General features: G+C 37.0%; 46 protein-coding genes. 9 read left to right on the top strand and 37 right to left on the bottom strand.

Annotated elements, in window-relative coordinates; genetic code table 11:
- Positions 1 to 53 precede the first annotated feature (53 nt).
- The 11 genes from DTK66_RS05385 to DTK66_RS05335 all read right to left on the bottom strand — a co-directional run bounded on the left by DTK66_RS05385 (position 54) and on the right by DTK66_RS05335 (position 7,947).
- Entirely contained in the window at positions 54 to 464 is a 411-nt protein-coding gene (locus DTK66_RS05385) for a phage tail tube assembly chaperone (RefSeq protein ID WP_225209005.1), read from the bottom strand.
- A 61-nt stretch (positions 465 to 525) separates the two neighbouring features.
- Positions 526 to 1,236 carry a phage tail protein gene (locus DTK66_RS05380; protein WP_191668003.1) on the bottom strand — a complete coding sequence of 237 codons (711 nt, stop codon included), beginning with the start codon at positions 1,234 to 1,236 and terminating at the stop codon, positions 526 to 528.
- Between the two features lie 4 nt (positions 1,237 to 1,240).
- Positions 1,241 to 1,624 (bottom strand): DUF806 family protein, encoded by a 384-nt coding sequence (locus DTK66_RS05375; RefSeq protein ID WP_003666933.1) that lies wholly within the window; start codon positions 1,622 to 1,624, stop codon positions 1,241 to 1,243.
- Positions 1,621 to 2,046 (bottom strand): HK97-gp10 family putative phage morphogenesis protein, encoded by a 426-nt coding sequence (locus tag DTK66_RS05370; RefSeq protein WP_003666932.1) that lies wholly within the window; start codon positions 2,044 to 2,046, stop codon positions 1,621 to 1,623. Before DTK66_RS05370 ends, DTK66_RS05375 begins: the two co-directional genes overlap by 4 nt.
- Positions 2,039 to 2,389 carry a phage head closure protein gene (locus DTK66_RS05365; RefSeq protein ID WP_191668002.1) on the bottom strand — a complete coding sequence of 117 codons (351 nt, stop codon included), beginning with the start codon at positions 2,387 to 2,389 and terminating at the stop codon, positions 2,039 to 2,041. The genes DTK66_RS05370 and DTK66_RS05365 overlap by 8 nt, the downstream gene beginning before the upstream one ends.
- Positions 2,358 to 2,726 (bottom strand): head-tail connector protein, encoded by a 369-nt coding sequence (locus DTK66_RS05360; RefSeq protein WP_191668001.1) that lies wholly within the window; start codon positions 2,724 to 2,726, stop codon positions 2,358 to 2,360. The genes DTK66_RS05365 and DTK66_RS05360 overlap by 32 nt, the downstream gene beginning before the upstream one ends.
- A 20-nt stretch (positions 2,727 to 2,746) precedes the next feature.
- Positions 2,747 to 3,964, bottom strand: coding sequence for a phage major capsid protein (locus tag DTK66_RS05355; protein WP_191668070.1), 1,218 nt, complete (start codon positions 3,962 to 3,964; stop codon positions 2,747 to 2,749).
- Entirely contained in the window at positions 3,942 to 4,697 is a 756-nt protein-coding gene (locus DTK66_RS05350) for a head maturation protease, ClpP-related (protein ID WP_191668000.1), read from the bottom strand. Before DTK66_RS05350 ends, DTK66_RS05355 begins: the two co-directional genes overlap by 23 nt.
- A gap of 19 nt (positions 4,698 to 4,716) precedes the next feature.
- Entirely contained in the window at positions 4,717 to 5,868 is a 1,152-nt protein-coding gene (locus DTK66_RS05345; protein WP_438268342.1) for a phage portal protein, read from the bottom strand.
- A 20-nt stretch (positions 5,869 to 5,888) separates the two neighbouring features.
- The gene (locus DTK66_RS05340; protein WP_225209004.1) at positions 5,889 to 6,050 is read right to left on the bottom strand and encodes a DUF1056 family protein; all 162 of its coding nucleotides are present in this window, start codon (positions 6,048 to 6,050) and stop codon (positions 5,889 to 5,891) included.
- 7 nt (positions 6,051 to 6,057) lie between these two features.
- Positions 6,058 to 7,947 (bottom strand): terminase large subunit, encoded by a 1,890-nt coding sequence (locus DTK66_RS05335; protein ID WP_191667998.1) that lies wholly within the window; start codon positions 7,945 to 7,947, stop codon positions 6,058 to 6,060.
- A gap of 65 nt (positions 7,948 to 8,012) precedes the next feature.
- Here DTK66_RS05335 and DTK66_RS05330 point away from each other — a divergent pair, with 65 nt between their 5' ends.
- A complete protein-coding gene (locus DTK66_RS05330; protein ID WP_223660012.1) occupies positions 8,013 to 8,186 on the top strand; it encodes a hypothetical protein in 174 nt (57 codons plus the stop codon).
- Positions 8,183 to 8,620 carry a hypothetical protein gene (locus DTK66_RS05325; protein ID WP_191667997.1) on the top strand — a complete coding sequence of 146 codons (438 nt, stop codon included), beginning with the start codon at positions 8,183 to 8,185 and terminating at the stop codon, positions 8,618 to 8,620. Before DTK66_RS05330 ends, DTK66_RS05325 begins: the two co-directional genes overlap by 4 nt.
- Positions 8,621 to 8,642: 22 nt before the next feature.
- Here the strand turns inward: DTK66_RS05325 and DTK66_RS05320 are convergent, their stop codons facing one another.
- The 23 genes from DTK66_RS05320 to DTK66_RS05220 all read right to left on the bottom strand — a co-directional run bounded on the left by DTK66_RS05320 (position 8,643) and on the right by DTK66_RS05220 (position 18,094).
- Positions 8,643 to 9,116: a phage terminase small subunit P27 family gene (locus DTK66_RS05320; protein WP_066035350.1), complete on the bottom strand. Its 474-nt coding sequence runs from the start codon at positions 9,114 to 9,116 to the stop codon at positions 8,643 to 8,645.
- Positions 9,117 to 9,260: 144 nt separating this feature from the next.
- Positions 9,261 to 9,797 carry an HNH endonuclease gene (locus DTK66_RS05315; protein ID WP_191667996.1) on the bottom strand — a complete coding sequence of 179 codons (537 nt, stop codon included), beginning with the start codon at positions 9,795 to 9,797 and terminating at the stop codon, positions 9,261 to 9,263.
- Positions 9,798 to 9,862: 65 nt separating this feature from the next.
- The gene (locus DTK66_RS05310; protein ID WP_191667995.1) at positions 9,863 to 10,033 is read right to left on the bottom strand and encodes a hypothetical protein; all 171 of its coding nucleotides are present in this window, start codon (positions 10,031 to 10,033) and stop codon (positions 9,863 to 9,865) included.
- A 107-nt stretch (positions 10,034 to 10,140) separates the two neighbouring features.
- Entirely contained in the window at positions 10,141 to 10,263 is a 123-nt protein-coding gene (locus DTK66_RS11090; RefSeq protein WP_255316930.1) for a hypothetical protein, read from the bottom strand.
- Positions 10,264 to 10,449: 186 nt separating this feature from the next.
- Entirely contained in the window at positions 10,450 to 10,686 is a 237-nt protein-coding gene (locus DTK66_RS05305; protein ID WP_191667994.1) for a hypothetical protein, read from the bottom strand.
- 14 nt (positions 10,687 to 10,700) lie between these two features.
- A complete protein-coding gene (locus DTK66_RS05300) occupies positions 10,701 to 11,093 on the bottom strand; it encodes a hypothetical protein (RefSeq protein WP_191667993.1) in 393 nt (130 codons plus the stop codon).
- Positions 11,094 to 11,894: 801 nt separating this feature from the next.
- Positions 11,895 to 12,368 carry an ArpU family phage packaging/lysis transcriptional regulator gene (locus DTK66_RS05295; RefSeq protein ID WP_191667992.1) on the bottom strand — a complete coding sequence of 158 codons (474 nt, stop codon included), beginning with the start codon at positions 12,366 to 12,368 and terminating at the stop codon, positions 11,895 to 11,897.
- Between the two features lie 277 nt (positions 12,369 to 12,645).
- Entirely contained in the window at positions 12,646 to 12,951 is a 306-nt protein-coding gene (locus DTK66_RS05290) for a hypothetical protein (RefSeq protein ID WP_063164146.1), read from the bottom strand.
- A complete protein-coding gene (locus DTK66_RS05285; protein ID WP_191667991.1) occupies positions 12,944 to 13,162 on the bottom strand; it encodes a crAss001_48 related protein in 219 nt (72 codons plus the stop codon). The genes DTK66_RS05290 and DTK66_RS05285 overlap by 8 nt, the downstream gene beginning before the upstream one ends.
- Complete coding sequence (locus DTK66_RS11085) at positions 13,152 to 13,286, bottom strand: hypothetical protein (RefSeq protein ID WP_255505071.1); 135 nt, start codon at positions 13,284 to 13,286, stop codon at positions 13,152 to 13,154. Before DTK66_RS11085 ends, DTK66_RS05285 begins: the two co-directional genes overlap by 11 nt.
- Positions 13,287 to 13,481, bottom strand: coding sequence for a hypothetical protein (locus DTK66_RS05280; RefSeq protein WP_191667990.1), 195 nt, complete (start codon positions 13,479 to 13,481; stop codon positions 13,287 to 13,289). It abuts the gene before it with no gap.
- Entirely contained in the window at positions 13,481 to 13,804 is a 324-nt protein-coding gene (locus tag DTK66_RS05275; protein WP_191667989.1) for a hypothetical protein, read from the bottom strand. Before DTK66_RS05275 ends, DTK66_RS05280 begins: the two co-directional genes overlap by 1 nt.
- Positions 13,791 to 14,036 (bottom strand): hypothetical protein, encoded by a 246-nt coding sequence (locus tag DTK66_RS05270; RefSeq protein WP_191667988.1) that lies wholly within the window; start codon positions 14,034 to 14,036, stop codon positions 13,791 to 13,793. The genes DTK66_RS05275 and DTK66_RS05270 overlap by 14 nt, the downstream gene beginning before the upstream one ends.
- Positions 14,037 to 14,047: 11 nt before the next feature.
- The gene (locus DTK66_RS05265; RefSeq protein WP_191667987.1) at positions 14,048 to 14,230 is read right to left on the bottom strand and encodes a hypothetical protein; all 183 of its coding nucleotides are present in this window, start codon (positions 14,228 to 14,230) and stop codon (positions 14,048 to 14,050) included.
- Positions 14,230 to 14,976 (bottom strand): hypothetical protein, encoded by a 747-nt coding sequence (locus DTK66_RS05260; RefSeq protein WP_191667986.1) that lies wholly within the window; start codon positions 14,974 to 14,976, stop codon positions 14,230 to 14,232. Before DTK66_RS05260 ends, DTK66_RS05265 begins: the two co-directional genes overlap by 1 nt.
- Before the next feature lie 3 nt (positions 14,977 to 14,979).
- On the bottom strand, positions 14,980 to 15,357 hold the full coding sequence (locus DTK66_RS05255) for a hypothetical protein (protein WP_191667985.1): 378 nt from the start codon (positions 15,355 to 15,357) through the stop codon (positions 14,980 to 14,982).
- A 3-nt stretch (positions 15,358 to 15,360) separates the two neighbouring features.
- Complete coding sequence (locus DTK66_RS05250; RefSeq protein ID WP_191667984.1) at positions 15,361 to 15,786, bottom strand: replication terminator protein; 426 nt, start codon at positions 15,784 to 15,786, stop codon at positions 15,361 to 15,363.
- Positions 15,779 to 16,126: a hypothetical protein gene (locus tag DTK66_RS05245; RefSeq protein WP_191667983.1), complete on the bottom strand. Its 348-nt coding sequence runs from the start codon at positions 16,124 to 16,126 to the stop codon at positions 15,779 to 15,781. The genes DTK66_RS05250 and DTK66_RS05245 overlap by 8 nt, the downstream gene beginning before the upstream one ends.
- 4 nt (positions 16,127 to 16,130) lie before the next feature.
- Complete coding sequence (locus DTK66_RS05240; protein ID WP_191667982.1) at positions 16,131 to 17,033, bottom strand: DnaD domain protein; 903 nt, start codon at positions 17,031 to 17,033, stop codon at positions 16,131 to 16,133.
- Positions 17,034 to 17,044: 11 nt separating this feature from the next.
- Positions 17,045 to 17,254, bottom strand: coding sequence for a hypothetical protein (locus tag DTK66_RS05235; protein WP_191667981.1), 210 nt, complete (start codon positions 17,252 to 17,254; stop codon positions 17,045 to 17,047).
- A gap of 41 nt (positions 17,255 to 17,295) precedes the next feature.
- Positions 17,296 to 17,475: a hypothetical protein gene (locus DTK66_RS05230; RefSeq protein WP_153703901.1), complete on the bottom strand. Its 180-nt coding sequence runs from the start codon at positions 17,473 to 17,475 to the stop codon at positions 17,296 to 17,298.
- On the bottom strand, positions 17,472 to 17,675 hold the full coding sequence (locus DTK66_RS05225; RefSeq protein ID WP_065532944.1) for a DUF6877 family protein: 204 nt from the start codon (positions 17,673 to 17,675) through the stop codon (positions 17,472 to 17,474). The genes DTK66_RS05230 and DTK66_RS05225 overlap by 4 nt, the downstream gene beginning before the upstream one ends.
- A gap of 137 nt (positions 17,676 to 17,812) precedes the next feature.
- Positions 17,813 to 18,094, bottom strand: a complete 282-nt coding sequence (locus DTK66_RS05220) for a hypothetical protein (RefSeq protein ID WP_153930684.1) — start codon at positions 18,092 to 18,094, stop codon at positions 17,813 to 17,815.
- Positions 18,095 to 18,154: 60 nt separating this feature from the next.
- Here DTK66_RS05220 and DTK66_RS05215 point away from each other — a divergent pair, with 60 nt between their 5' ends.
- Positions 18,155 to 18,466: a hypothetical protein gene (locus DTK66_RS05215; protein WP_191667980.1), complete on the top strand. Its 312-nt coding sequence runs from the start codon at positions 18,155 to 18,157 to the stop codon at positions 18,464 to 18,466.
- Here the strand turns inward: DTK66_RS05215 and DTK66_RS11080 are convergent.
- A complete protein-coding gene (locus DTK66_RS11080) occupies positions 18,455 to 18,580 on the bottom strand; it encodes a hypothetical protein (protein WP_255505070.1) in 126 nt (41 codons plus the stop codon). The genes DTK66_RS05215 and DTK66_RS11080 overlap by 12 nt on opposite strands.
- A 2-nt stretch (positions 18,581 to 18,582) precedes the next feature.
- A complete protein-coding gene (locus DTK66_RS05210) occupies positions 18,583 to 18,852 on the bottom strand; it encodes a hypothetical protein (protein WP_191667979.1) in 270 nt (89 codons plus the stop codon).
- 180 nt (positions 18,853 to 19,032) lie between these two features.
- Here DTK66_RS05210 and DTK66_RS05205 point away from each other — a divergent pair, with 180 nt between their 5' ends.
- The 5 genes from DTK66_RS05205 (at position 19,033) to DTK66_RS05185 (ending at position 21,547) form a co-directional block, all read left to right on the top strand.
- Complete coding sequence (locus DTK66_RS05205) at positions 19,033 to 19,341, top strand: helix-turn-helix domain-containing protein (RefSeq protein ID WP_191667978.1); 309 nt, start codon at positions 19,033 to 19,035, stop codon at positions 19,339 to 19,341.
- Positions 19,341 to 19,769, top strand: a complete 429-nt coding sequence (locus DTK66_RS05200; RefSeq protein WP_191667977.1) for an ImmA/IrrE family metallo-endopeptidase — start codon at positions 19,341 to 19,343, stop codon at positions 19,767 to 19,769. The genes DTK66_RS05205 and DTK66_RS05200 overlap by 1 nt, the downstream gene beginning before the upstream one ends.
- 57 nt (positions 19,770 to 19,826) lie before the next feature.
- The gene (locus DTK66_RS05195; RefSeq protein ID WP_191668073.1) at positions 19,827 to 20,309 is read left to right on the top strand and encodes a hypothetical protein; all 483 of its coding nucleotides are present in this window, start codon (positions 19,827 to 19,829) and stop codon (positions 20,307 to 20,309) included.
- Between the two features lie 20 nt (positions 20,310 to 20,329).
- Positions 20,330 to 21,040 (top strand): ion transporter, encoded by a 711-nt coding sequence (locus DTK66_RS05190; RefSeq protein WP_368356243.1) that lies wholly within the window; start codon positions 20,330 to 20,332, stop codon positions 21,038 to 21,040.
- A 78-nt stretch (positions 21,041 to 21,118) separates the two neighbouring features.
- On the top strand, positions 21,119 to 21,547 hold the full coding sequence (locus tag DTK66_RS05185) for a hypothetical protein (protein ID WP_225209003.1): 429 nt from the start codon (positions 21,119 to 21,121) through the stop codon (positions 21,545 to 21,547).
- Between the two features lie 51 nt (positions 21,548 to 21,598).
- Here DTK66_RS05185 and DTK66_RS05180 read toward each other — a convergent pair whose 3' ends face one another.
- The gene (locus DTK66_RS05180) at positions 21,599 to 21,835 is read right to left on the bottom strand and encodes a hypothetical protein (RefSeq protein ID WP_035152832.1); all 237 of its coding nucleotides are present in this window, start codon (positions 21,833 to 21,835) and stop codon (positions 21,599 to 21,601) included.
- 4 nt (positions 21,836 to 21,839) lie between these two features.
- Between DTK66_RS05180 and DTK66_RS05175 the strand changes: the two genes are divergently transcribed.
- A complete protein-coding gene (locus tag DTK66_RS05175) occupies positions 21,840 to 22,574 on the top strand; it encodes a response regulator (RefSeq protein ID WP_003668163.1) in 735 nt (244 codons plus the stop codon).
- Positions 22,575 to 22,629: the final 55 nt, after the last annotated feature.

Below are 22,629 nucleotides of genomic sequence, written 5' to 3'. Positions count from 1 at the left end.
CATTAACTGCTTTTTTAGATAGTTACGATCTTCAATTTCCTGTTTCAGTAAATCTATTGATCGGAGGATTTCTCCCCTTGTCCTTTTGGGCCCTTTTTCTTATTATTAACCGCCTTTTGATGCGTATCTTCTGGTACACCTTTAATACGATTGCAGACATAACTTATATAACTCCCAAGTTGCTGATAATCGACACGTTCTTTGATCATATCAACTTGTTTATCACTCAGTTTTAAGACATCTTGAAGAAAGACAAAGATCTTTTTATTAACTTCTCGTTCTTTTTTTAGGACAGCAAGCATGGCTTCACTACTGTCTAGATTTTTATCTGATTTACTAAATTCAGCATCCAAAGAAAGCAATGTAATCATCATTTCATCTGCTTTATCGACCGCTCCTACTGTTGCATGAATATTAATTGGTTTGCCAAGTCCAATTTGCTTTGTATTAATTTTAACCGTCATATTTACCTCCATTCAGCCGCCCATTTCTGTACTGTTTATTTCAATGGCGACTTATCTTCACTTAAACAGTTGGCTTATTTACATCAGACTGATTTGTATTTGTAAAACTACCAGTTCCAGTAGCTTGAATATAGCTTGCCATTGGATTATCTCCAGAATAGCCACCGAATACTTCTTTCAACATTGTCTCAAAGCCTTGCCATGCTGAATCGCCAGTATTGTAGGCTTTGAAAGATTGTTGAGAGCCTTCTTTGTTTAAGAAGACATTATTAGGGATTGGGTTCAGACTCTGATAGGTAAACGCAACATTGCTATCAGTTTCATTCTTGTTATTTGTTCCATGATTACGCGTAGGAAGCGTCATTTCACCATTTGCAAAGGCATCAAAGAACCAATTCCCGTCAAAGTCATGGGATGCAATAAGAAGCGCAACATGCGGTTTCTTATTAGAAAGAACCCGACCGCCGTTAATATCCGTATAACCTACCATTTTACTTCCATCTTCATATGGCATATCCAACATAGTTAATGCAACTTGTGGCGTTGGCACCCCGTGATTAATTCGCTTAACTTTATTGTTAGCATATTGTTGTTGCCCTGCTTCTTCGAGGCCAGTGATATTAGCAGTAGTAGCACCATCGCCATCACCGTCCCAAAGAGCAATTCCTTTCGGCCCTAATCCGCCTTTTTCGGGATCAGTAATTAAAACACCTTTGTCATCTGTAATTCCAGCCATAACAAAGTCGATCCCTTTAATAGACATTCCTGCCATTTTCTCACACTCCTTTTATTACTAAGTCTTTGGCAAAATAAAAGACCTTGGTACTTTGACCAGTATCAGGATCTTTCACATGCGCTTTTGATTGTTCAACCGTCCATTTGTCATGAACGAATTTCTTTGCTAATTCTATTTCCAAGTTTGTTACATCTTCTCCGCTCAATGCTTTTCGATAAAAAAGCTGCACCTCAACGCCAATTGTCCATCCCTTAAAAGTGGCATTTGCATAATAAGTAGGCTCATTAAGCCATTCAGTTATTAAACAAATTGTTTTGGCTTGATTTCCGATAATTTCTTTAGGAATCGATTCTCGATATACTTCATCAATTAACGAAAACTTATTCTTTATCAGTAATTCAGCTTGTTGTGAAGGAGATTTCATTTTTGCTGACCTCGATAGACTTTTGCTTGAGCCTCGAATACCTCATCTTTGGCATCACGCCTCGTATTATCAATAAAGTGGTCTCCACGCATCTTTACTGTTCCATCGTTTAAGAATCTAGCAATACGTGCATGATTAATGCCGCTATCTTTTGGCCCTTCAAACCCAACCAGGGAATTTCCGTTATCCACATCCCCCATATCTTTATTTTCAAAGATAATCGAATCAGCTAAGTGTTTAACCTTCCCTGTCTTCCGTCCCGGCTGGTAGTGCTTCTCTTGCGTTACTTCCTTCAACTTTGAAACAAGGACTTCTGCACCAGCGGCAGTCATCTTTTTCTTAGTTTCATGATCAGGAACAGCAATTTTTTCTGCTTTTCTTCCAAATTCTTCTAGTGAAGCTGCAAAGTCCACTTTAACCAACCTTCTTTCCAGTATCCTTTAGTGTAATTAAATCATATCTTATTGGTGAATGACTTTCATCACGAGAGATCGTAACAATATTATAGATAGCATTATCATCATCTATTTGAGCTTGAAGATTATCTTCAACATGATATTGGGAACGAACAGCAATCACAATCGTTCCTTCAAGTTTAGTACCAAGTAATTGATACTGTTGAGTTTGGCTTCGCTGGTAAAAAGCACAATGTAACTGCTGTCGAGTGATAAAACTTTCGTGTGATCCTTCAATTGACTCATCACTAATGGTTTCTGTCTTGCCAAATTTAACTTTATGATTCAGCCGGCTGATCGGAAGTTTCATTCTTATCACTCTCCTCATCGTACGAATTCCTTAAGCCTCGTAATTGACCAATGATACTATTAACTGTTAAATCAATGGGATAAGTTTGAGTATCAGATAAGGCTAAACGATTTTGATAATAAGTTCCTGCTAATGAAATTTCCGCAACTTCCACTAAAGATGAAACACGCTGATCCGTATAAAAAGCGGAATTAACTTCTCCAATAGCATTACGAATAAAAGCATGAGCCGCTTTAACGTAAGTATCAATTAACTGATCATCTTCATTGCCATCAAGGTATAGCATTTCCTTAACTCGTGAAACTAATAGATTAATATCCGGTTGATTCTCACTCATGCTTTTCACCTGCCTTCAAATTACGCTGTCTTACCACTATCAGCTACAGTTGTCGCAGTCTGATCAGCAACTGTCTTAAACGAGCCAACAGCAATCGCGCCATCATCAATCATTTGGACATCAAAGCGATCAATGCAGCGGATCTTAGTAGTGTTATGTTCATAAGCACCAGCACCTATATTCGTTGCTAGTAATGACATATGTTCACGATCATATAAGGTAATCGCTTCTTTATAGTCACCAAAGTAAAGTGGATGAGAACCGGAAATATCTGGTAACCACTTATCAGCGACCACAGTAATTGGTTTGTTATCTAGTAAGTAACGGTCAGCCTGCGTTACATCCGGTTGAATCATGTAACGTCCTTCTGCATCCTTAATCTTGGAAAGAACATTGTAACCAGATTGGTTAGTAACGAATGTAGAAGTTGCCATAATAGCAGGATCAAGGGTATTATTTTCAAGATCCTTAATATCGTCCATCTTAGTGATTGTAGGCTTCTTAGTTGCCTTATCCATTACCGCAATAATGGCAACATTCCGAGTAACAGCAACTTTTTTAGCAATCCATGTTTCAAGCCATGACAGAATATTCTCTGCTGAATCCTTGAGTAAATTATTGGTAACAGTATTAATAGCACCGTATTCCTTAATAAGATACTTGATAAGGTGAAGCTTGGGGTCATCCCCATCAGGAATTAATCCGTCTTCGCTATCCATTTGTTTCATTGGTGTAATGTCAGATAGCGTTTCATATACTCGTGAACCGGAAGTAGTAGATACACTTTCAACATTAACAAGGTTTTGTAAGGTAGCAAATTGACGCACTAAAGTATGAATTGCAGTTTGCACATCAACCGGAATAGTTAAACCACCAGTTCCATTGCCGTCTGCATCTACTTCAACAGAAGAAGTAATTGCATCGAAACGGCCACGAACCATGTTCTTAAAATTACTAATGAATTCTGCCTTTAGATCTTTTTCCTTATTATTTAAAGGCTTCTTTTGACTATCTTCCATCTGCACAACCGCTTCAGCTCGTGCTTGATCCAATTGCTCCTTTAAAGCATTACGGCGAGCAAGCGCATTGTCGCGTTGTGTTTTTAATTCTGCAAACTTATCTGCAGAGAAATCATCATTTAAGACCGCTAAATTAAGCTTAGCGTTTAGATCTGCTACCTTTTGTCCTTCAGCAACCCAAGTATCATTTAATTGATTAATTGTTGTTGACATTCCCATCATCCTTTCCAAATAAAATAGCCAACTTCTGATCTCTTAGACTAGGAGTTGACTTTTCTTTATTATCTTTAATTTGATTCTTGATTGCTGGCGTAGGCTTCTCTGAATCTTTGAACTCAGCAATCATTGTCATAAATTTCTTAACCGCGTCTTTTTTAGGAAGTGTGTGGCCAAGAGAATTAGCAATTTGTAGTTGCTTGTCATCCTGGAACATAATCTTATCTGCAAAGCCCTTGTCTACGGCATCTTGCGCTGTCATCCAGGTTTCATTTTGCATCATCTGAAGGATATTATTACGATCAATCCCCGTTTTGTCTACATAAGCATTAACAAGGGAACTATCAATTGATGCTAATACCTGTGACTCATGATTATGATCATCAGCATTCCCCTCTTGATATGACCAGGCTTTATGAATCATCATCTGAGCAGTTGGAGACATATTAACAGTATTTCCGGCCATTGCGATTACACTAGCAGCAGATGCGGCAATTCCCATAATATTGACTGTTACATTCCCTGCATAATTTCGAAGCATGGAATAAATCTCGCTTCCAGCAAAGACATCGCCACCGCCAGAGTTAATAATTACCTCTACTGGGTCTGTATTGCCATCATTCAAGATTTCATCAACTGTAGCTGGTGACGTAGCATCCATACCAAACCATTGATAAAACCTAGCAGTATTATTATCCACAATGTCACCTGTGATTTTAACTGTCTTCATTGTCATCTTCTTCACCTCCCTTCAATTAATTGTCCGAACTAACTACTTGCACCGGTTGGACTTGAGTAGTTGGCTTTTCTTTTTCTGGTAAATCCTCAGGCAGATACCCAGCTTGTTGTAATAACCAAGCTGCCTGATTTGCTCCTAACGTTCCATTCTTTTGTAGATTAGCAATTGTAGAGGCGTAATTATCACCCAGTGGATCAATTGCAGAACGTAAATCAAGAGTGATGTTCGCGCTCAGTTTATTATTCAGCTCCGCAACAATTGGTTTAGCAAACCGTGCTAATGATTTTACATAGGCATTACCCATCATTTGAATAGAGGATTGTTGGTCCCCTTGACCATTAATAATGCTGTCCGATACACCATATACTTTTGCAATTTGAGCACTTGTCCAGGTAACTTGATTCAGTAATTGAGCCACATTACTCTTAACCTCCAGTGGTGTATATTCTTCAAGATCATCAATAACAATTGGTCCATTTTGCGAGCTAGATGTCTGTTTGAGGAACTTGCGTGACCGTGAAGCCTTCTCTTCATCGCTTAGCAAGCCACCATGTTTAATAGTTAAGATTCCTGGAGCAACCACTGATCGTCCCAGAGCACTTAAAGTTAATTTATTGGACTGGTCTTTAATCTGAAGCTCATTAGCCAGCGCTGAAAGTGGACTTATCCCAGTCTTTCCACCATTTTGAGAAAGGAGCCGAATATGGATTAAATCACTTTGCGGAACGGCCTGCTTTACGCCTACTTCCGGTTCGTCAAAATTAATATTGTAAATTAATCCTGATCCATTCTCCAATAAAAATGGAGTAACTTGTGATGGACGTAAGTACTCCCAGGTCATATCCGTTCCATTGTTATTTCTCCACCGGTAAGCAAAACACTCGCCACCTAAAAGCAATTGGGCATACATTGATTGCCAAAAGCCATGAGCATTACTCGTTTGAGTTGGATTACTGATAATCCCCTGGGCTCTTGGCATATCTGCTCGTAAAATACCATTTGCCAAATCAGCACTTAATTGAAATACAATTGAATATATATCAGAATTTTTTAGTGCCGTACTAGCATCGACATATTTATCTGAATTGTCTGGATTTAAGAAATGCAGTATATCGGTATTATCAGAAATCGATAAGCCAGGGCTTACTTTTTGATTAAATAACGGCAATAGCATTCACCCCCTTTCCATCAAAGGCTAGCTATTTTCTCTGAAAGATAACCGATAATTACTAAGCTAATAGCCACGCTAAAAATTCCAGCAATAAAATTTAATAAAAAGCATCCCCATACAGCAAAGATGATCGCCGCTAAGAAACAAATTACATCAAAATACTTCCAGATTAACTTCATAAAATTACTAATCATCAAGTAAACCACTATCCTTATTTTCAAACCATGCTTTAACTTGTTCTGCCGTCATTCGATCAACTTGTCCAGATTTGTCATTTGCAATCCCAAAGTCTTCAAAATGATACATCCCCTGGTAAAGAGCATCAATGATTGCATCAACTACATCAATCTTTAACGTTGCCTTGGCTTTATCGATTTGAATACCAATCTTATCTCCAACAATTTCAGCATTAATCAGTGCCTTTTCCAAGATTTTATCGTCAAGACGAGTAACATTTCCTTCAACAAATATTTTTTGGAGAAACTTAGTTGGATCCTTTAACTCAGATGTTCGTTGACGAATAGATTCTAATGGATAATCCGTATTAATATCCATTTGTTTAATTGCAGTGGTTGCTCCCCAGGCGTCATAGCCAAAGAAGATAACCTTAAGATGGTTTTCATCAACATAATTTAATAGCCAATTGTAAACTTGTTCGTCATTGATTAAGCCTTGTGGGTGACTTGTAATTGTACAGTACCCATCATCTGCTAATTGACGATAATTAATCCCATCTTGTTTTTCTTTAGCCTCGATTGATCCTGCTTTATTCCAAGGGATAAAACTATGTTGTTCAACGTGCCATTTTTGCTTGCCTTTTTCATCTTGATAGGGATAAACAAATGCAATAGCTGTATTATCACTAAACATCGAATAGTCAAACCCGATATATACTTCACGTCCTCGAATATCGAAACGCGGAATAATTGCTCTTTCAATATCATCAAGTTTTAAGAAGCTATCTGCTGACTGTTGCATCCAAATATTCATTGATTTATTTTGGAAGCCTAACATATTACCAGTTAGCATATTGTTGTCTCTTTCGGTTTGTAGGTCTAAAACAAATCGATCACGCTTTCCTGACATGTCCATCAATGGGTTAGATTTAGACCAGGTTTCTGGCTTAAATACTTCATTTTCATCGTCCTGACACCAGTTTAAGACAAGGTAAGCATCCCCCTGGCGCAAATAATCGGCTTCCATCAGATTTTGAACTCGTTTTTCATCATTATGAAATGGTACTGATGGATTATCATAGGCAGTCGAAATTTGAATAAACTGTTTATTAGTAACATCAAGCTGCCCAGAAGTAATCTTTGAAATCTTACTATTATCTCCCACTTCCGGATCCGCAAATTCGTCGCCGATTGCAGTTTTGAAGTGGAAAGAATCATATTGACCCGACTTGTAAGTTACTGCCAATAAGCGACTTCCGGTTTTACTCATCACAATCTGGTCTGACTGTGATGAAAGTGTCTTAGGATTAATTCCTAATTCTAGAACTAATTGACCAAATGGCGGAACTTCCATAAGGTATAGGAGCATCTGCTTGATATACCCCATCAGCTTACTAGTTTGCTTATAGTTAATAGAACTAACTAAGAAATCTTGACCAGCTTCATTAATTGCCTCAATCAAAAAGCTATAGATGGTTACGATTGACATTAGGTATGTTTTACCGTTATGCCGTGCAACAGATAAGATTGCTCGAGTGAATCGCTTATCTCCTTTACTATCACGCCATCCAACAAGCATTGCTAAAACAAATTGCTGCCATCCCATTAATTTAACTGGTTTTCGCGTTTTAATTTCCGGACAAACTGAAGCAAATTTCAAAATATTTTGAACTTCACTTATATCGTAATGATAGGGGAAATCTTTGGTATTTTGACGTTGCAGATCGCGTAAGTGTCTAAAACATGCTAATTTAATTTGATATCCGGTAATATACTTGCCATCCAAAACATCAAAACAATATTTAGTACCAGCATCCTGATATTCCTTTTTTACATTGCTAAAATCAGTAGCCTGGTATGCACCAAGGACATCATGAGTTTGGGTTAAGTCAATTTTCACTTTCTCACTTCCTTTTCACTACTATGCAGAGTATAATAAATATAGAAACAAATGAGGTGTTATTAATGCCAACTAAACAAACTCAATACAATAAAAAATGGGTAGATAACCACAAACAACGCGCAAAGTATTTAAGTGATCGTTCTAGATCGCGCTCATTTATTCGTAATCAAGCAACTTTAGATGATATCGAAGAATTTACTAAATTATTAGCAAAACGGAAAGAAGAATTACAATGACCTACGATATTAAAGCAATCAAGAAAAATGCAGAACACTTAGGAAATGCCTATTTCGATGATAAAGATAAGCTCCTTTTAATCGACCACTCTACACTGCTAAAACATAACCAATATGAGGTCATAAAATACGAGGATATTATGTATTGCTATGTTGATGAAAGCGATGGTGTACAAACATCCAATCACTCATTAGGATATGCTACGCTGGGCGCAATGGTTGGTGGTTTTTTCGGTGCAATGGTTGGAGCCGCTGCCGGCAAACAACAGCGGAAGGTTATTACTGGAATACAAGTTCAAATAATGACGACTGATCAAAAAGAACACTATATTGATTGTGTAAAGCTTCCAGATGCCAAATTAAACGACATTCATTATTCGACTGGACAAGCTGTCGGAAGTAAGGTTGAAGAAATCATTCAAGATAATTTGTAGCAAAAAAGCAGTAATCCAGCGACTACTGCTTTTTATTATTACTGAAAAATTCTTGAATACTTTTAGTAGTTGATCCTTCTTCTTTTTTACTTTGAACAGTTTTGAATAATTCTGCTCTTGATTTTGGTGATAAGCCTAACTGAATGCCAATTGTATTAAGCATTTGAGTAGCATCTTTTAACCTGCCAACTGCAGGATTCTTTTTCCAACCAACAAAATCCTTACCAATTACTTTTCCTGTTTGAACATCCTGCAAAGAACGATATATTTTTTGCTGCGCTCCTTCTTTTTGTAAGGTATCATAAGCATTTCGATATTCTTGGTATTGAACGCAATATTGTTCAACAAGCATCGAGTCAATTCGTTGAACTCTATTAGTTGCCTCTAAAAAGGGCACTACTTTTCGCCAACATGTCTTTGCAATTGGTGTTAAATATTTAGGTGGACTATATGATAAATGACCGTTATTTTGCTGATAGAATGCGTGTTTTACCATCATCTTTCACCTCTTTTGCTACGATTTTGTATCCTAATGAATTGCTTTTGACCCCCCTAAGCAAAAATTTGAAAATTACTGTGCATCACAAGGAAATTGTTCTGTGTGCTGCTCTCCTCACCTGACCGTACCCGGGGGGATGTTTTATTTTTGGTGCATCAATAGAACGATTTTAGAAATTTCTGATATTTCTGGAACATTTTTCATTTCCATTCCTTGACCAGTTCCATAATATTTTTGCTCCCATTTTGTTTTTAAGCGGTGGCATTTATTACAGATGGTAGCTAAGTTGCTACTACTAGCCATCAGCTTATGATCAAACGCAATAGGAATGATATGATCAACTGTTTTACTATTTGGTGTAAGCTTACCGATAGCCTTGCAATACTGGCATAGGTAATGGTCATGGTTTAATACTGATTGTCTTAAGTCAACCCACTGCTTACTTCGATAGAACCTGTACTGTTCACTTCTATTATCATTACGATTACGAGTAACAGTATTGTAATGATGGTTATACTGTTTAACTTTATGCTGATACTGTTCACTATGTTTACGTGCCCATCGCTGTCTATTGGCAAGGTACTCTGCTTCATGTTCAAAGTGCTTAGGGCAATAATGATTAGGGAACTGAACCATTGCATGACAGTTAGGTTGTCTACATCTTCTATACCTTGGCATTGGTAGCATCCCCTTTCTAATATGTATAAGGGCAAAATAAAAGACGGTAGCCATTTGCTATCGCCTTAATCATTTAATCTTTTATGTATTAGTTCGTCTAATTCTTTCAAGTCATCGTCAGTAGCCAAATCACGGATAAACTTACGAGCGTATGAACGGTAACGATATATCCGATTCTTATTCTTATTCTTATCGTCCCATTTCTTCTTTGCTCTTTGTTGCGCTTCACTAACCATAATATCGACCTTCTAACATTAATATGGTATACTGTATATGCAAAAGGACAAGAGCTGCTACCTCTCGTCCCTTTGCGATCCGGAAAAACGAGTTTGCTGGCTAACCGCTATTTGCGATTAGCTTTTTTTATTATCGCATATGCAATTGCAAAGTTGATACTTGCAACTGATATTGCTACGAGAGCATTAACGATAATGGCATCCTCATATTTCCAGATATACTCTTTCATCCATTGAACTCGCCTCCATCCGGATAGAAAGGCTGTCGCCGGATCGCTGTAGTCGCTTCAGGAGTAGCTAATTCCTTTCCTGACTACATTTATATTATACCTTATTAACATATAAACAACAATAGAAAATCAAATCTTTTTGAGTATAAATTTAGCCGGCAAGCGTTGACCTGTCGGCTTTTTTGTTTAAGCTAAATTTTTTCCTAGCATTTCGGAAGTATAGACTTCATTGGTTCGTAGTACAGGAGTGCGGTCGTTCCGTTTTTCCCAGTAAGAAATGGAAAAGCGAGCAGCGGTATCCTTATTAGATGTCTTTGTATTCCAGTCAAAATGGATATCATGCAACATTGATATGCTTTTACCATTAATTTTTATATTTGGTGTCCCGCTTAAATTATCATTAAAGCTAATTACTACTTCCATAATATTAATTCTCCTTAATAATGTATATCCTCATTAGCAGAGTAAACAATCCATTTGCATCCCGCACATTCAAAAGCATATGGCTTTGAAACTTCCTGAGAAATCCCTAAATTTATTCCGTGCTTAGGCATTAACGATAGTCTTCTATCCTTATTCCAACAATGTGGACAAAATCTACGGTTATCGTCTTTCACACGAATAAAACCATCATCGTCTAGATAAACATCCTGAGAAGTAGAAACTTGCTCTTTTAAGTTATTGTACTTTTCCGAAAGTTCTAAATAATTATTGCTTAGATCAATTACCGATTCTTGTAACCTTACGATAGCATCATTCAAAGGTTTACTTTTAATATCTGTAGCTAGACTTTGGACTTCTTTTAATATTTTAATTGCATCACTTATCATCACTTTATTTCACCTCAATAACAATAATACAAAAGGCCAGCCTTAAAGACTAGCCTGAGGTAAAAGTAAAATGATCGTAGTTTAACGTCATTTCGGACAATAGCTAAGAGACAGATTCGAACTGTACTTTTGCCACACAAGACTGAGTAATGTGTGCCCACCGTGGATCTTAGCTAGCAATGTGACTCGTTAGCATTGCTATATACCATAATTATCAATGTACGGGTGAAGAAGGAGCTGCCAAATTTACCTCCTTTCTTCTGATAATCATGATATAAAAACTTAGTAGGGATTTGCACCCATACAGCCTTGCAGCCTAAGTATAATCAGGACCACGCAATCACCGCACCCGGTCGTAGTTTTCCGCCTACTCCTGTAACGGTACTGCTGTCCATTCATACGGTAATCCTCTAGCCGCTGAGTTAGATTACATACTCTTCTGCTGATTACAGCACGGTTGCTACGAGACTATCAGAGTAGCATGTAAATTTAATGATCTAAGGAGATCTGTAAGACGTACAAGCCAAATTAGTCGTTACCATAAAACTTGTAAATGATAGTCTCAATGTGGATGACAGTACTCAAACCCGTCAGTCAGTCAAACATCTGATCCACACTCAAGCTTTAACAAGAGATCCCGTGTGGTATTAAGCATAGAAATCTCTTTCCTTAAAGCCAGAATCCTAAATTTGAGTAGTTAAAGGCTTGCTCAGGCACAATTGGGGGTCACAAGGCTACATCGCTAACCTTCCGACAATATCATTTTCGCACTTAAAAACGGGCCTGAAGTTCAGTCATAGTTCACTGTTTGTTCACTCGTTGTTCACTTTTTTCGTCCTTGTATGCATGAAGGTCTTCTAGTAAGTCAGCATCCCCGAGCAAACTAGTATATCTTTCCAGCGTATCAGCAAACTCACTACAAGCAATTTTCAAGTAATGATAGTAGCGTGTTTTCTCATAACCAATCTGATTAGCTATTTCCCAATCTTTTTTATTTTCAATAAACTTAGCAATTAATATTCGCCTACTTCTAAGACTGCATGCGTTGAGTGCTTGAGCGATTGTCTCAACCAAGAGATGGTAATTAGCAACTTTAACCATTTGATTTTCCATTGAATTACCAGTGGCACTTGCTCTTGGCATTCCGTCAATTTGTGGGGATGTTAGCTTGATTCCTCCACCTGCTAAGCGACATAAGCGTGCATATTCGTCCTTAAAGAAATAGCGAACATTATCAGTAGTTCCATCAACATCTAATTCTTTCAAAAGCCCCACTTTTAGCACTCTCCCCGTTTTGATATAATATTTATGTTTGATAATTTGAAGGAGCGTGCCACAGTGGTGCGCTTTTTTATTTACAGCATGCTAATTATCCAGTGCCATAAAAAGATATTGGCTGAAATCAAGCCGCCTAGTATTATTCCGCAAATACAGGCACAGAATAAAAGGACAACTACACTGATTAATCCACCAAATGCTTCTTTAACTTTATTTGTCATTCTTTTCTTCACGTTTAACCTTATTATTCTCTCGCCGCCGGCGGTTTTTACTTTTACTTTTTGATTTGGTCATGCTTTTGAACCTCTCTCGGTATGATTACAGCTCTGGGATGATCGGCTGCGTATCGTTGCGCATCATGTAGTTCTTCAAAGACATGAATTAATTCGAGCTTACCATAGTCATCCAACTTCATATCTTTAACAACATAGACAATCCCATAATCAGCTTGTTTGTTAAATTCATCCCTGGCAATTGATTTAATTGCTGTTACCTGTGCCTCGTTAAATAGTATTCTGCTAGTAGCTTTTATCCCACTCCCTGATTCGGAATAAACTACATCGCCATTGTATCTAATCATTAGTCGTACCCCGCATATAAATAATTCTTGCATCCAAGTTTTCCAAATAAGTTTGCATTGACCTTAGCTGAGCATTTAGTAGTGTTAATTCCAATGGGGATGAAAGCTTAGGCCCATCTTTAACAATAAATTGAGCTAACCGGTCTATTTTGCCTAACAGATTCTTTCGCTCCTTTGATAATTGCTGAAGTACTTTTCGTTTACTTGTCATTGTATTTTCTCACCTGATTAGTTCGCCGTTCCTCAAAGTTTGCTTGTTTTATCGATAGGACAGTCCCTAAGATAAAACCAACAGTAAAAATTAAGACAGCACTGATAATTAATAGTTCCGTCATTTATTTCATCCCCATTTTCTGAACATACATTCTATAAAACAATCTACATTTCTTACCATTAAGACCTTTAACTTTTTGTAAAGCTCTCACACGTGGACGATGATGCAAACGGGTTGTCATTGCTTTACGACGGTAATACCGATACTGTTGTTCTCTCAATACAACTGTTGGGTGTTTTTTACGTTGCTTGCTCATTAATCTTCCTCCTCATTTAACGGACGCCCACATATAGGACAATAACAAATCACATGTCCCGAATAAGTTTCCTCGTCGAAATCAAACGACATCAAATAGCACATTTGACTGCCCTTCATACCAGTTAAACAATAAACCTGTGATCCATCTTCCCAGTCGTCATAAAAAGGCCATGCTAGGAGAGTGTCAGCCAACTCTTCATCACTATACCCAACTTTTTCTTTGAGAATTTTAAGTATTCTGTCACCGCCCAGATCTTCCAATTCTTCTTGTGTGGCCTCGTGACAGTACAAACAATTCTTTTGCGTCTCAGTTAGTTTCATTATTACCGCTCTTTTCCTCAATTTTTCTCAATTCCCAATAAAGTGAAGAATTAGCTAACCAGTGTTTTTTGCCACGATACTTTGTCCCTTTGTAGAAGGGTAGCTCAAATCTTCTTGCTTGGTCTTTCATTATTAAATGATTAATCCAATACACTTTTCTTCTCTCATCGCTCTTCATTAATTTTTGATACTCAACAAGGATTTTATGTAAAGTTCGTCGATTAATCTTCATGGCTTGCTTCCTCATTCATCAATAGCAACTAGTTTGGCCATATCATCATAATTAATCTTAAAACGCTCTAAGTGACCAAGATTAAATCGAGTAACAATAAGCTCGTCACCATAAAGGGATTGATTAATGATCTCCCTGGTAGTTTCTCGTACTGATAATTTAAGCCCGTTATGAAAAATTATTTGTGTCTGCATTAAGCAATCACCGGATACTTAATCTCGCCAAACGTTTCTTGTTCTAGTTGCTGAATGTACCGTTTAATATTATTCTTTGCTTCCACTTGCCATTGGTTGTTATCAGCCATGAATAATGCTGATTGCATCCCCTCACGCATTCGGAAGATAAATTTACTTGCTGGCTGGTCAACTTCCTGAAATGTCCGGAAAGGAATCAGTTTAACTGGATTCGGTACCTTAACTTCATCGACACTAGCAACACCAGAATTGATTTGAACACTTTGGCTTACACCATCATCGGTTTGTTGGTGAATACTTTCATCACGAAGGTTACTGACAACTTTCAAAATAATATTCCGGTCGTCATTTTCTTCAAAATGTGACTGCAGCATGATGATCATGCTTTCCTGGTCTAAGTAACTTTCTAAGTCAAGACTATCAACCACTGCCCGAACCTCAGCAAAACAAGGACGTTGACCACCCTTAGCTAAGTTTCCAATTACCTCAACCTTAGTCGGACTAATCACATGGATTTTTAGTGCATCGTTAATTGACGATCCTTCACTTTCCAACCACTCAATCAAGCTAGTTAATTGGTTCAACTGGAGGGGATGAGCAATGATCGGATCATTAAGTAAAGCTGCATCCCCATCATGATCAAGAAGATACTGCCGGCCGTTTAAGCCTGTAATGAGCTGATTGCCGTTAGCATCATTTACAAGTTGTTCAAATTGGGTTAATTCACCATTAATCTTTGTTTCCATGAGTTAGTTCTCCTCTTCGTTTCGTTTTATGATTTGTTTAATTAATTTTATGCAGTCATTCAGGACGGTCTGCTGACTAAAGGGAGGCTGTCCGGCATGAGCAGTATCAAAGCCAATGAAACAACCGTTTGGCAGATCAGCTAATTTACCATATTCAGGTGTCCATGTTATGCCCCCATATACAGACAAGCATGATTCTGTTTCTGATAAATGGTTGTAATAGTAGTCACTTGGCAATAATTCAACGTATCCACAATAGTAATCTTGAAGTGGTGAGAATGAAGTAGGTATTCCAGCAAATTGACGCATTTCACGAATAATTACTCGTCGACCTTTGTATTCTCCCTCAAAAACTGTTTTATTAATGTTTGGCTCTTGCATCAGTTAGTTCTCCTGCTTTTGCAAATCAATGACCTTACGTTTCTCTTCTTTTTCGACTTCTTCAACTGGTTCGCCAGTATCCGTCTTAGCCTTACCATCATCTGGATCGATGTAAGTTTGACCCGGCGCACCTGACTTCAACTCGTTAACGTGAACCTTGCCGCTAATATCACGACCTAAAAGCATCGTGGTTGGTACTCCTACTTCCGGAGCAAGGGTGGTTTTAACTTCAACCGTGACATCTGAGGCATCACGCTTTTCATTAGGGGCTAACGTGATATTAAGTTGCACCTTCCGCTTTTTAGTTGGGTCCGTGTTAGGATCAAGGATATTATCTGCTACTTGTTGTAATGCCCGGTTAAGTTTAACTTGCACACCACCGTCGGCTATTTCCGATATATCAAAATTAATTGCTTTCTTCTTACTCATAACTCTTCTCCTCCACATCAATAAACATTTGACCATCTTCACAGTAATAATTAAGTTTCCAGCCATTGCGTCTCATCAAATGAATTAACTTCTCAGCAATTTTTCGCCCGTCAATGCCAAGATTAAACAAATGATAAAGTTCAGGTTCCATCACAAAGTCATCACATCCTAGAGCTTCCATATCAATTGGCAAATAAAGTCGATTGTAATGACCTTTATCGTGTAACTGATGAGCTAGATTAACTTGCATGATGTCGAATAGCTGATCTTCTAACATCTTTTGATCTCCATGACGCCGTTTAGCAACATATTCGTGTCGTAAGTAATTCTTTAATTCCATGGTTCTATTCTCCTAACTTGTAAACAGGGATCTTTGGCTTCATACTAGCGACAACAACCGACTTACCGTGATATACATCATCGTCATGTTGGACTGCAGATAAGCTATCCAATCCCTGTTTTTTATAGCGATTAAGGATTTTACGTAGATATGCGAAAGATGGTCGATCAGCACTATCAGACATCGAATCAATTGCAAATGCTACAACATCCCTACCAAGTTCGTTCACGAATGTTTTGAATTCGATTTTTGATTTTGGGGATACGAGCTTTTTATAATATGAATTAAGAGTAGTACTAGTAGTAGTATTTAAATTATCTTTACTCTTACTTAACCTATCCTTACCTAACCTAACCTGTGGATCCATTTCGGTTCCATTCTGGTTCCAATTTGGTTCCATGGCGTTAATTCCTTGTCCCCGTTGAGATTGAGGATTTTCTTCAAAAAAATTGCTATTCTTTTTGGAACCATTTTGGATACATTCTGGTTCCATCTTGTCTCCACTCTGGATCCGTTTTGGTTCCATTTCGGTTCCAACTTGGTTCCGTTCTGGTTCCAAGTTGGGTACAAATTGGTACCGTTTATTCTTATCAAGACCAATTAATTTTCGATCATCTGTGTAGATTGTTGGAGTATATCGATCAGGTTTGACATAATTTGAAACTCGCCAATCCTTAATAACAACCACACCATCCTCAAAGACAATCAAGTAATCTTTTTCAACTAATGCTTTAAGATCGTCCTCACTAGCGCCAATCATTCGCTTAATTGACTTAGGATTACCCACAAATCCATCATCATCGGCATTCATTCCCAAATGGAAATAAAGTGACTGAGCTGTCATCCCCATGTCTAGGAATTTATCTGTCTCTGTTACCTTTTGACTAAACATTCTGCGCTGTGCCATTGTGTAACCCCCTAGTTATAAATCTGCTTAACTAATTCATCAAAGTCTTGAGATTCGCTTAGCCGCTTAAGGTGGTAAGCAATATCTTCTGCTAACTTCAGATGATGGCTGTACGTCTCAGCATGCTTAAATTGATCACATAAATTGCAAACAAAAATAGCTTGACCAATCACATCATTCGCAAGTTTTTCAACTTCTGCTGCAGTATCCTTTTCTGACATATGTTATAATCTCCTTGTAGATTTCTTATCCAGTTATTGGATTATTTAGCATCGGTGTCGTCAGCGCCGGTGCTTTTTTCGTTTGACCACCACTTTTGGGGCGTATCAGCTAAACAAGCCCACAAGAGAATTAAAGCTGAAAATAAAGCAAACGGAACATTCGCATTAAACAGACTAATCATCATTGCAATTGTGCTTGCTACTGCAATTAAAGTAATCATTTAACTTTCTCCTTTCGTGCTACTTTGCCAAACTTAACTAAGTTCTCAAAGTAACGAACCTGCGTCCATACATAATCATCGGTAGGTTGCCCACCACTAAGGAAGTGCCAGCCAAGGCGATAAAGAATATCATCAATCGCTTCAAGAGGAAAATCGTATTCCTCCATTAATTCGCGAAGACGCTTGGTACCATCTTTCATCTGAACACCCGCTTTCTGTTATGCTTTCCGCGATACTTCTGCTTAAACACTGGTTCATGGTGGATGCCAATGCTGTAAATAGCAGCAAAGGCAAAACACCCGAGAATTACTAAATACGGCCACACATTATTCATCTCCTATAGATGGACGATCTTTTCGTCCTTAACTTCATGCTCTCGCTTGGCTTGTTCGAGAGCATCCTCAATTGATTCTTGACTATCAGTCCACTTACTAATGAACCGATCTAATTCCCACTTAGGATACTTTCTTGCACCTAAATCTAAAGAATTGATGAAGCCATACTTACGCAGATCAGCTAATGTACTATTGTTGATTCGTAAATACTTAGCAGCTTCTCGCTCCATGAGCATGGGTGAACCAATTTCTTCTCTGGTTCTCATAGTTTCTCTTGTTTTCATAATTGTTCCACTCCTTTTCTGCTATACTTGACTCATCCCCAACGAAAGGTGGTGACATACATGAATGATGGCTTAGATGATTTAATCAACCATATTGATAAAATGCAAAAAAATGCAGAACGGCTTAACGGTAAAAATGAATTCACAAATGATGAACTTTTTAGCCGCCCCTTCATGCTTCAGCATACGTATAACACTTACTCCTCGCTTGACGAATTTCTCAATGCAAGTAAGTTTGCCGACATACCATTTGAAGAAATTCCTGATGATGAATGGGATGAGTGGGTTGCTAATAAAACTGATTTCCAATCATGGAAAGAAATGCAAACAACTGCTCACAAAAAATTAATCGCAAAAAAGCTAGGATTCTAATTTATCTTTAAGGTCAATCATCTCTTTAACCAGTTGATTGGCCTTTTCTAGTTCAGCATTAACAGTTCGTAATTGGACTGTAAGGTACCAAAGTGCTTTTTCTTTTCCATTCACTTTCATCCCTCCTCCATACCAGCGTAAGCAGCGAACTTCTTCCGCCACTCATCTGCTTTTGGACCATGTTGGTTTCCATTTACTACTGTATTAACGTACATTGCTGATAATCCGAATTTTTCAGCAATTGCTCGTTGACTTGTAGGCTGTAACCCTGCGCTCTTGTTACGAATAAATTGGATTGCTAATTTTTCCTTATAAGTTAGTCCTGGCATCTTTTCACCACACTTTCTTTTAATAACATTGACTTTTTTTAGTCTTTGTTTTAACATTTGAGTATAAAAATAAGCTTATTAGATAAGCTACTTCAAATTAGAACATCGGCTAAAACCTTATATATTACAGTAAGTATCATATCTCACCAATCAACTTACAGTGTAAGTATATTAGTCTTTGTTTTAATTGTCAATAAATTTTTAAACTTTATTTTAATAGGAAGGGAAGAATTTGTTATGACTCCATTTGACAGACTAAAAAAATTGGCCGATAAACAAGGACTATCTATAAATGATGTTGAAGAAAAAGTCGGTCTTGGAAAAAACACTCTTTATTCTTGGAAAAAGAAAATTCCGTCGGGTGCTAATCTTACTAAAATTGCTGACTTCTTCAATGTCTCAACTGACTACCTCTTAGGGCGAGATACGAAAGAAACAAAAACAGCCGACCTTGCAGACGAAGATACTGTCTTCACCTACGAAGGTCGGCAAATTCCACCAGAAGATCTGGAATATATGAAACGGCTATTGCGTGGTGGTAAGTAATGTTGTATCAACAAGCTGAAGAAGTTTGCGATTATCTATTAGAAAAAGCTAGAGAATATAAAATTGACGTTGTATGGGATCACTTTTCTCCCTATACTCCACCTGGTAGTAGTTACAAATATCGGCGTGTAGTAATGAATCTTGATTGGCATAGACCTGAAGAAATTATATTCCAATTTGCTCATGAACTAGCTCATGTCATTCATGGAGATGTTGGGGATGTGGTGTTCTACCATGCCAGTTTTACTGGTAAAGAATCAGTAGAGTATAAGGCAAATGTCGGTGCTATCAAACTTCTAGTTCCATTCTACTGCCAGGATACGGATATTCAATGTGCTAATAGTGCAAACTTTATGCAAGCTTTTCATGTCCCTCGCTATCTTTCTGATGTAGTAAGGGACAAAATTTGGGAATATTATGTGAAATAATGAATTTATGACCAAATACTGATGTCATTAAAAGCTGAATATTAGGGAGATTTATTTATGAAGTTCAAAAACATAATCGCACTTAGCTTACTAGGAATTTGTGGAGGAACGGTTACTACTTCACTAGCAAATAATAATTATGTATATGCTGCAAAGGATAAGTACAAAAGTATAAATAAAGAAATTTCTGATACTTTAGCTCAAAGTAAAGGCTGGGCAAATGGAACTCTTGATGAAAATGGAAGTTCTACGGATAGCGGATCTGCAAATGATGAATTTGATTGGGCAAACTATGTCACAAAAATTAAATATACAGGCAAAAATAAATTAAATATTTATGTAACTAATGATTTCAGCAGTCTTAGTAGTGAAGATAAGAAAGATAGCATTATGAAAGCAGAAAATAGTGCTGCCACTATCCTTCTTGATCATAAAAAAATAAAAGAAAATGATACCATTAAGGGACTAAACGTCAAAGTAATTAATAATAATCAAACTATTGGTAAATCGCTTGGTCATCATTCTTATAGTTTCAATTAGGAGTAAGTAAAACGAAAAAAATAAAGTTCTACATTTATGATATTTTCATGGCGTTACTTGCTATCATTTCAATTGTCCTAATTGTTTTAGATTACGCCCATGAAATTAATATCGTTTCACCACCTTATAGTATTATTGATAATTCAATTTTAATTGTTTTTGCGATTGATTACTTTGTAAGACTATTTTATGCAAAAGATAAGAAAAGATTCTTCAAAGAAAATATCTTTGATTTACTCTCTATCATCCCCGTTAATAACTTTTTCTATGTCTTCCGAATGGCTAGAATTGGACGAGCATTCCGCCTATTAAAACTTTTAAGAATTTTTCGATTAGTTGGATTAACTGGAAGACTACATAAGTTTTTAAAGACTAACGGACTTATTTATTATCTCTATATCAGTTTAACCGTTATCCTTATTGCTTCCTCACTATATTGCATTTCTGAAAAAGTATCATTCAGCACTGCATTATGGTGGTCAATCACTACGGCCACGACTGTTGGATATGGGGATGTCTCCCCTACTACGGGATTAGGAAAAGCTGCAGCAGTTTTATTAATGTTCCTAGGAATTGGTTTTATTGGAATGCTAACAAGTAGTCTTACTAATTTCTTTGATACTTCAACAGATAATGATCTGGAAAAAGAATTAGCCGAACTGAAACAGCAAAATAAAGAACTTGAAGATCATCTAAGTAGATTAGAAAAACTTGTAAAAGAGAATAAGTAAATATGTACGTCCAATAAACTGATTGACGTTAAAAGCTGAAATCGGAGGAGTTTATTTATGAATAAAGGTTTGAAGATTATGTTGGCAGTGGGCCTTGCTGGGGTTTCCCTCGCTACCACGACAGTTGTTGTCAATACGAATAGTGGCAATATTACAGTAGTTCAAGCGTCAAAACGTTCTAGAATTAACAAAGCAGTGTCTATCATGCAAGAAGAATATGATGACTCTGCAGATGTTTACTACGATAAAGAAAATGACGTTATTGCTATTAAGCCTACTGATGAAGAGTTCGAAGATGAAATGATCGCTGTTCTTGACGGTGATGAGTCTGAACACGATTGGAACAAGCTTACCAAATCAATCGATGATTTATCAGAAACAATTTATGATGATTGCCATATTAAGACACCTATTGCAATTGTTAATCCTGAAAACACAGATAAAGTTTTATACATGTCTTACGATGGCGAATCACTCTATGATGTAATGCACGATGACAACAACTAAATAAAAAACATCCCCTGCTGTGACAAGGGATGAAAGTATTGTAATTACAAGTTACTTTTCTAGTATAGTCTTTGCAAATCTTAAAGCATGTTTATCTAGCTGTAACCAATGTATATACTCACCATCAGATACATCTATTAAGGCTTTTCCAGTCATCAGTGCCTTTAGCTCATCAATGCCTATATTACTATCAGTTGGAAATTCTGAATAAAAAGATTCCAATTCAGTAATATTATCAATATCTTTTTTATCATTAACAATAATAATATTTTTATTCAAAGGAGTCACCTCAATGGTTAACAGAAAAATAAGAAGATCACAAAGCGAATATTATGATGCTTTTATTGAACAGCTTAAATTCTTAAATTATGCAGCAAAGCTATACGATAGTGGAGAGAGAACAGCTATAAAAATGGCTACTCCACAATTACGAACTTTATTCTATCAACAAAGCTATGGTGATATATTAATAAACCTTATTCCGGAAGTTAATAAAGATCAATTTTTGTCTACTTGTCAATTTGGTGAAAAGCCAATTATATATGGAGGAAGTGTTACTAATGCATTTGTTGCTGGCAAATATGTTTACCTTCCATCATGCTATGAAAAAAATTTAGAAATTGGTCACTATATTAGTTTTGAACATTGGTGGAACGGAAGAATTTTAATTGCCTCAGATACCTCATTCACCAGAAAAGAACTTGTTAGATTCATTGTAAATAAAGACGGCGGAGCTCACATTGACCCTGAGCTAAATGAAAAATACTATAACCTAAAGAATGATATATATTCTTTACAAGCAACTAAAATGCCAAACATGCCAGGGATTCCCTTCAAGGAGTTACATCTAGCACTCCTAAGGCAAGTAGTTCATGAAACTTTAATGTCATTTAAGAAAATGAATTTTATCAAGGATTACGATCCTGGAAAAAATTGTTTTAATATGAAGAACAATATTTTTCCTTTACATGTTACTCAAATGACAATCAATGAAGGCAAAAGTGCTACACCTACAATATACTATTAAATTTTAAACATTAAAACCCCAATGATCCAACTTTGGGGGTATACACTTTCTGGTA

Origin of the sequence: Limosilactobacillus walteri (genome assembly GCF_014830205.1) — a bacterium.
Classification (GTDB): Bacteria; Bacillota; Bacilli; order Lactobacillales; family Lactobacillaceae; genus Limosilactobacillus; species Limosilactobacillus walteri.
The sequence above is the reverse complement of the archived record's forward strand: the minus strand, read 5'-3'. Positions and strand labels throughout refer to the sequence as shown.